The following is a 6,000-nucleotide window of genomic DNA, read 5'->3' on the forward strand; positions in this document are numbered from 1 at the left end:
ACCACAGCCAAAAATGCACGTCTTGATGTCCATCATGCAACAAAGTTAATTTTTGGTATCAGTGAATAGAATGAGCCTGATCTGATGGAAGATTCTGCGCTAGACACAAGACAATATGTAATAGTTTCAAATTATTAAAGGGATATACAAAAGAGTCGAATCCTTGGTGTCCGAATGCCTTTTGATATTTCATCCCTTGCAGTCGTGTGGATAATCTCAATTTGATTCTATAAAATTCCGGAAGGTCTATTAAGGATTGCAGCGCGCGGTTCAGATATCCGGGCTGACCGAAGCCAGAAAGTCATCGGCAGCCAACAGCGCCCGATCCCGTTGACGATTGAGTCGATGGATCTCGTCTTCCAGACGGTCGGCTTCGCGGAACAAGCGCCGCAACGAGGCTCTTCTTTCCCGTTCGCTCACCTTGTCCTTTTTCCCCGGAGCTGCCTTGTGGCTGCGCAAGGACGCAATCTTGCTCCGCACGTCGCCCAGACTGTTCCGCGCTTCGGCAATCTGCTTTTCGATCTCGTGCAGATCATGCCCCCGCTCATAGCCCCTGAGGAAGGAAGCCTCCGCACCCGCGGGACAAATGCCATGATATTGATAGCCATTTCGCCCGACATTGAAGCCGTTCGACGGAGTGCAATAGCGCACCAGTCCCTCATGATACCCCTTGTCATACAGCCCCTTGTCCGGCAGCACCCCATAGCGTTGACAGGCTTTGATGTGATCGTTGAAACGCGCAGTGGTTCGTCCCTGAACGGCATCGTTGAGACCAATCGATTGCCAATTGCCGATATGGCATTCATCCTCGGTCAGGCTGGCACAGCCGACAAGCAGACCCGAGAGGAGCAGGACAGGAATGAAGGGACGCATGGCAGGAACTTCATGGCGAGAGGGATGGAAATATGGACGTCATCCACGTATGGTTAACAATTCGTGCATAGAGTCGCAAGCATTCAAACTGCGATAAAGTGGAGCAAAGGCCATGCCGCTGCCCAAGATGCCCCTGTTGGCGCATCCCTGTCACCCTACCCACAGCCGCCGCACCCTCCTACCGGGGCGCGTGGTTGCTGTCTGTCTTTCTGCCTTGGCGCTCCTGCCATTGACTTTGGCAGCCTTGCCGGGCGATGCGGCATGGGCACAGACGCCTGCCAAGCAATTGTTCGGCAAGAAGAGAGCGCCTGCCGATTTGCAATCCCGTGCCATTGGCTCCTATGCCAAAGGGTGTCTGGCTGGTGGTCGCGCCTTGTCGATCGATGGTCCGGCCTGGCAGGCCATGCGCCTGTCGCGCAATCGCAATTGGGGTCATCCGGTGCTGGTTGCCTTTCTGGAGAAGCTGGCTGTTGATGCACAAGCCTATGATGGCTGGAACGGTCTGCTGGTCGGCGATCTGGCCCAGCCGCGTGGTGGGCCGATGCTGACCGGTCATGCCTCCCACCAGATTGGACTGGATGCCGATATCTGGCTTCGGCCGATGCCTGAGCGCCGGTTCACCCGCTCCGAGCGCGAGAAGGTCTCGGCGATTTCCATGCTCAAGACAGGCACCCGGACGGTGGATGCCAACAAATTCACCATGGCCCATCTTCGCCTGATCAAACGCGCCGCCTCAACCCCCGGTGTGGCCCGCATTTTTGTTCATCCGGGTATCAAGAAAGCCCTTTGTGATCGTGCGGGCGATGACCGCGCATGGCTGCGACAGGTCCGCCCATGGTATGGCCATCACTATCATTTCCATGTGCGGATGAGTTGCCCGCCAGGCAATCCCGGCTGCAAGAATCAGGCGCCGCCTCCGGCCGGTGATGGCTGCGGCAAGGAACTGGCCTGGTGGCTCTCCGACGAACCCTGGAAGCCGAAAAAGCCGGTCAAGAAAGACCCCAACAAGAAGCCCGTCAAACGCCGTCAGGTCACGTTGAGCGATTTGCCAAGTGCCTGCAGTGCAGTACTCGATGCCGCGCCGCTGCAAACCGCCAGTGCGGCGAGGTCGGCTGTTGCACCAGACAATATCCTGCCATTGCAGGCCCTGCCCAAACCGCGTCCATTGCCAAACTGAGGCAGTGAGGCGAAAAATCAAAAAAGCCTCGCTCCCATCGGACGAGGCTTTTTCTGTCGGTAGTCTCTTGATGCATTCAGGCCAACGGCATCGGACAGGACACCCCTGTGCCCCCAAGGCCGCAATAGCCACCAGGATTTTTCGCCAGATACTGCTGGTGATAGCTTTCGGCATAATAGAATGGCTCGGCAGCGATAATTTCGGTTGAAATGGTGCCATGGCCCCGTTCCTTCAGAGCCGTTTGATACTCTCGCCGCAATCCGGTGGCAACTTTCGCCTGATCATCGCTGAACGTATAGATGCCGGAGCGATACTGGGTGCCGATATCATTGCCCTGCCGCATCCCTTGAGTCGGGTCATGCTGTTCCCAGAAGGTCTTCAGCAAGCTGCGATAGGAAAGCCTGGCCGGGTCAAACACCACCAGAACCACCTCATTATGTCCGGTTCCACCGGTGCAGACTTCTTCATAGGTGGGATTGGGCGTGAGCCCCGCGCTGTAGCCGACTGCGGTGGTATATACTCCATCCAGTTGCCAAAAGGCCCGCTCAGCTCCCCAGAAACAGCCCATTCCAATTATCGCCATTTCCAAACCCTCTGGAAAGGGGCCTTTGAGTGGGCTGCCCAGCACATAATGGGTGCTGGCAGTTTCAATCGGGGTTACCCGCCCCGGCAGCGCACTTTCCTTGGTCGGCATGTCAAGCTTCTTGCGTGTCAATCCAAACATCGTCGCTCCTCACATGAAACAAGTCCCCGCCCGGGCAACCATTGCCCGGGTTGCGTGTCGAAGGGCAGGGTTTCTAAAGACTAGTCATCTATATCGGTACGGCTGACTGTCTGTTCTAGGTCACATGGCCCGTTCGAAGAAATCAAATCCGGATCACTTTTGGGCGACGCTTGCGGCCCAGATAGATGAAAAGGGCACCAACCAGCCCCGCGGCCAACCAGGCTGGCATCATCAAGATCCACTGCACCACAGGATCCCAGATCAACGGATGGACGTTGCGCTGGATCACCGCCTGCGCCAAATTTAGGCTGGCATTGTCGATTTCGAACCAGGTGGCTCCGAGCGACTTCATCACCACTTCATTGGCGGCGATCGAGCGCACCCCGTCCAGCACCAGAGCCAGAAGCGCAAGCGCGCAGGTCCACAGACCAAGCATGGAACTGAAGAAACGCAAAAGACGCATGACTCTATCCTTTCAAACGCTGACACACGTGATGGTTCAGGCAATAGAAAAACTTGCTGCCCGACGCAACACACTTGTCGCTCCCCAATCCGTCATTCAAGTCTATCACAAGATAAAAGGCCAAAATGAGATCCAAAAAGCGTCCCACGTCACGCCGACAACAGCAAGTTATGATTTGATGTTCAGTGTGGATTTTTATGGTGCGCCATGGGGTTAGCAGACATGCGAACATGACCATAAGGCGCATGAGGCCTGATTTTTGGCTGGTGATATGCACAGGGGAGGGCGCAATATCACAAGAGTCTGACTTTCTGTTGACAGATAGGGTCAAGAGGGCTTGCGTTCCCGTTCTATTTGGCTATATTGCGCCCACACTTTGGTACGGAGAGGTGGCCGAGTGGTCGAAGGCGCACGCCTGGAACGCGTGTAGGCGGGTAACCGTCTCCAGGGTTCGAATCCCTGTCTCTCCGCCATTTTTCTTTCCAAAATTTCTAATTTTCATAGCAAAAACAACGCATTAGATTGTCCGGGGCGATGGGTGTGCCCATTTTTGCTACACATTTTGCTACACAAATTCATACGAAGGTCTGGTCTGTTTTGGACCCTTTTCCCCAATAGATTCGTGGTCGAACTGTTCTTTTTGGGCGGAGTGAACGAACCTGTCGAGGAATCGATGAAGCTCGAAAGCCAAGGCCCTAACCTAAATCAACAACAAGCCGACATGTTGCAGCGCCCTTCACATCCGGTCATTCGCCGTAGGTGCACAATCTCAGGGGATATGCCCTTACACTATGCGGACATTATGGAACCAAGGCACTGTCTGTGGCAAGATCTTGGAATGATAGAATTCCGCCCCCTTCCAGATGACCACCCCGACCTCGCGCATTCTCCGCTGCTGCAGGGCACTATCCTGACACTGCAATATGCGCAGAAGCACGGGTCAATCGGTCTAACCAAAACTAAGGCCTTCAAGCGCATTTTCGTCCATTGGGCTGTAGAGAATTTCAATTGGCCGGGAAAAAGCGCAGAAGAAATGTTCCGCTATAACAAGGTAATCAATGAATATGAGTTTCCACCGCTCGAGATTATCCATTTCTTACTAATTTCCCTGCGCCTGGGACGCCACATCAAGAGTGAGTTTCGGCTAACCAAGCGAGGCATGAAGCTGGCGCAATCTCCTGGCCATCTGTTTGCTGAATTGATCCCATACTTTGTGCTTCAGATGGATCACGCTTTTTATTCACGTTTTGAGAACCGTCCCCTCGGGAAGTGGGACGTCTGGATGAATGTGATTAACGTCGAAGCCGATCATGGCACGACCGAGGCAGCCTTGTTCGAAACCTTCTATGGTGAGCCGCAAGATTGGCACACCGCGGGGTGGAGAGAGATGGCTGTGTTTTCAGCCTCCGTACTTCGCCCGCTCGAATGGGCTGGGTTGCTGGTGGAAACACGTGAAGATGGAGGCAGCAAGCCTGTATGTCATGTATTCAAAACCCCGCTCTGGCGCAGTGCGATCAACCTTGATACCGACAATATGCTGCAGCCGATATCCGTTCAGTGAGAGATGTTTGCTCTGCTATCAAGCAAAGATTTTTACGTTTTCGGCCCTTATGTATGTACCGGCTGCTGTTCGCAAGAGGTTTCTTTGCATGTTGCTGGAAGTCGCTCATATGTATCCGGCCTATTGATCGACACGCGGGTCGTGGCCTTGTTGGGGTTACGCTCGCTCCGTGATCTCATTACCGGAAAGGTCCAAGTTGACCGAAAGGGCCGTCAGATTCTGGGGGCGTAATGTTTCCGTTCCATGCAGTCTGTCTATCGCGAACTTCTTTGAGGTCGAGGCTGCTTTCAAATGCCAACCACGACCGCATCTCTGGGCGCATCAAACGCCGTCTTATGTCTCAATATACTCCATGCCATCCGAGCCAACTTATTGGCCAGAGCCACTGCCAACTTGTTCCGGTGCATCCGTTCAGAAGCTCTTGTCAGCCATTCACCAAAACTGAAGTCTGGCCATCGATTGGTCCGCATCAGGATGACCTTGGCCGCTTGAACGAAGAGCATGCGCAAATATCGGCTGCCCCGCTTTGATATGCGACCAAGAACCGTCCGGCCTCCGGTGCTGTATTGCCGGGGAACCAGCCCAACCCAGGCGGCAAAGTCACGGCCACGGTCAAAAGCCTCGCCAGTGCCAATCGCCGCGACCATTGCTGTCGATATTATCGGCCCGATGCCAGGGATCGTCATCACATTGATGCAGTTTTCTTCGGTTCTACTGATCTCTTCAATCTCATCTGATACAGCCTCGATCCGGTCATCAAGCCAAAGCCAGTCTCCATAGAGGCCAAACAGGATGTTGCGCATTCGAGGAGATATTTCATCTTTGCGCTGCTCGAGAATGGTTTCGAAGGAATTCTTCAAAGCTCGCAGACCCTTGCGAACTGTAATGCCCTGTTCAATCAGGAAGGCGCGTATCTGGTTTATCGTTGCTGTTCGACGCGACACCAAGCGCGATCTGACGCGATGGAGAGCTTGCAGGTCGAGCTGGTCCTGACTTTTTTCGGGCACTGTCGGCAAGTTCGGTCGCAAGGCCGCTTCGGCAATGGCCTCGGCGTCATTATAGTCATTCTTCTGCCCCTTAGAGCCAGATTTAAAAGTAGTTGAGCGATATCAATAGGTTGTGATTCAACCGTCTTTGATGAGAAGATGGAGGGTCATATGCCTTGGGATGATATCGCTCGGGTTCAATATAACCGGGATAAG

6 protein-coding genes, 1 tRNA gene and 1 pseudogene are annotated in these 6,000 nt (G+C 54.0%); 4 read left to right on the forward strand and 4 right to left on the reverse strand.

The genetic code is table 11. The annotated features are described in order from the left end of the window. Window positions 1-270 precede the first annotated feature (270 nt). On the reverse strand, window positions 271-873 hold the full coding sequence (locus tag FDK21_RS09670) for a DUF2799 domain-containing protein (RefSeq protein ID WP_138148328.1): 603 nt from the start codon (window positions 871-873) through the stop codon (window positions 271-273). Window positions 874-985: 112 nt separating this feature from the next. Here FDK21_RS09670 and mepA point away from each other — a divergent pair, with 112 nt between their 5' ends. Beyond that, window positions 986-2,050, forward strand: coding sequence for a penicillin-insensitive murein endopeptidase (gene mepA / locus FDK21_RS09675; RefSeq protein ID WP_210238722.1), 1,065 nt, complete (start codon window positions 986-988; stop codon window positions 2,048-2,050). 76 nt (window positions 2,051-2,126) lie between these two features. Here mepA and msrA read toward each other — a convergent pair whose 3' ends face one another. Both msrA and FDK21_RS09685 read right to left on the reverse strand, forming a co-directional pair. Further along, on the reverse strand, window positions 2,127-2,774 hold the full coding sequence (gene msrA, locus FDK21_RS09680) for a peptide-methionine (S)-S-oxide reductase MsrA (RefSeq protein WP_138148329.1): 648 nt from the start codon (window positions 2,772-2,774) through the stop codon (window positions 2,127-2,129). Between the two features lie 142 nt (window positions 2,775-2,916). Then, the gene (locus FDK21_RS09685; protein WP_114008046.1) at window positions 2,917-3,237 is read right to left on the reverse strand and encodes a hypothetical protein; all 321 of its coding nucleotides are present in this window, start codon (window positions 3,235-3,237) and stop codon (window positions 2,917-2,919) included. Between FDK21_RS09685 and FDK21_RS09690 the strand changes: the two genes are divergently transcribed. From FDK21_RS09690 to FDK21_RS09700, 3 genes are all read left to right on the forward strand, one after another. Continuing rightward, window positions 3,236-3,454, forward strand: coding sequence for a hypothetical protein (locus FDK21_RS09690; protein WP_138148330.1), 219 nt, complete (start codon window positions 3,236-3,238; stop codon window positions 3,452-3,454). The two genes, FDK21_RS09685 and FDK21_RS09690, sit on opposite strands and share 2 nt — an antisense overlap. A gap of 166 nt (window positions 3,455-3,620) precedes the next feature. Further along, window positions 3,621-3,710, forward strand: a tRNA-Ser gene (locus FDK21_RS09695). A 365-nt stretch (window positions 3,711-4,075) separates the two neighbouring features. Next, window positions 4,076-4,798 (forward strand): hypothetical protein, encoded by a 723-nt coding sequence (locus FDK21_RS09700; RefSeq protein WP_246657538.1) that lies wholly within the window; start codon window positions 4,076-4,078, stop codon window positions 4,796-4,798. A gap of 287 nt (window positions 4,799-5,085) precedes the next feature. Here the strand turns inward: FDK21_RS09700 and FDK21_RS09705 are convergent. Continuing rightward, window positions 5,086-5,880 (reverse strand): annotated as a pseudogene (locus FDK21_RS09705) (IS110 family transposase); the annotation flags it as partial. Window positions 5,881-6,000: the final 120 nt, after the last annotated feature.

The sequence above is a fragment of the Cohaesibacter sp. CAU 1516 genome, assembly GCF_005771485.1.
Lineage (GTDB): Bacteria > Pseudomonadota > Alphaproteobacteria > Rhizobiales > Cohaesibacteraceae > Cohaesibacter > Cohaesibacter intestini.

Bases quoted from the DNA above. Each gene is read 5' to 3' on its own strand.
- FDK21_RS09670 (WP_138148328.1), bottom strand. From the start codon at position 873: ATGCGTCCCTTCATTCCTGTCCTGCTCCTCTCGGGTCTGCTTGTCGGC.
- mepA (WP_210238722.1), top strand. From the start codon at position 986: ATGCCGCTGCCCAAGATGCCCCTGTTGGCGCATCCCTGTCACCCTACC.
- msrA (WP_138148329.1), bottom strand. From the start codon at position 2,774: ATGTTTGGATTGACACGCAAGAAGCTTGACATGCCGACCAAGGAAAGT.
- FDK21_RS09690 (WP_138148330.1), top strand. From the start codon at position 3,236: ATGACTCTATCCTTTCAAACGCTGACACACGTGATGGTTCAGGCAATA.
- FDK21_RS09685 (WP_114008046.1), bottom strand. From the start codon at position 3,237: ATGCGTCTTTTGCGTTTCTTCAGTTCCATGCTTGGTCTGTGGACCTGC.
- FDK21_RS09700 (WP_246657538.1), top strand. From the start codon at position 4,076: ATGATAGAATTCCGCCCCCTTCCAGATGACCACCCCGACCTCGCGCAT.